This window comes from Streptomyces sp. SID13031 (genome assembly GCF_010548305.1).
Classification (GTDB): Bacteria; Actinomycetota; Actinomycetes; order Propionibacteriales; family Kribbellaceae; genus Kribbella.
This window is the reverse complement of the sequence record NZ_JAAGLV010000081.1, coordinates 1-442: the sequence shown is the minus strand read 5'-3', so window position 1 is coordinate 442 and position 442 is coordinate 1. Positions and strand designations below refer to the sequence as shown.

At 54.3% G+C, this 442-nt stretch carries 1 pseudogene; it reads right to left on the bottom strand.

Features of this window, described 5'->3' with window-relative positions:
• Positions 1-404, bottom strand: a pseudogene (locus G3I17_RS39325) (bifunctional rhamnulose-1-phosphate aldolase/short-chain dehydrogenase); the annotation flags it as partial.
• Positions 405-442: the final 38 nt, after the last annotated feature.

Below are 442 nucleotides of genomic sequence, written 5' to 3'. Positions count from 1 at the left end.
ATCGCATTGACGTAGAACTCGCCGGCAATACGCGCTGTCGCTTTGTCGCGCGCGAAAGACAACATGCCGACACCGGGGATCAGGAAAATGACCGGGTTGGGATCGCGCATTTTCGGTGAATTGTCGTGCTTGCAGCTCTCATAATAGCGCGTGTAATCAGCGCGATAGGCTTCGAGTGAAGCTTCAAGGCCAGCAACGACACCATCAACATCCGGTTTAGCGGGATCGAAACCGACCACAAGCGGGCGTATTTTCGTGAGCAGGAAGTGATCCGGGCAAGATGTGCCAAGGCGTGCGAGTGGCTGTAGTTCTTTTGAATTTACGAATTGCAGAACCGCATCCTGATCATCGAAATGGCCAAGCTTGCGCTTTTCTTGTCCGAGCCACCCGCGTATCTCTGGCATGAGACTCGCAGCAATTCCACGGCGTTCCGACACCTCCT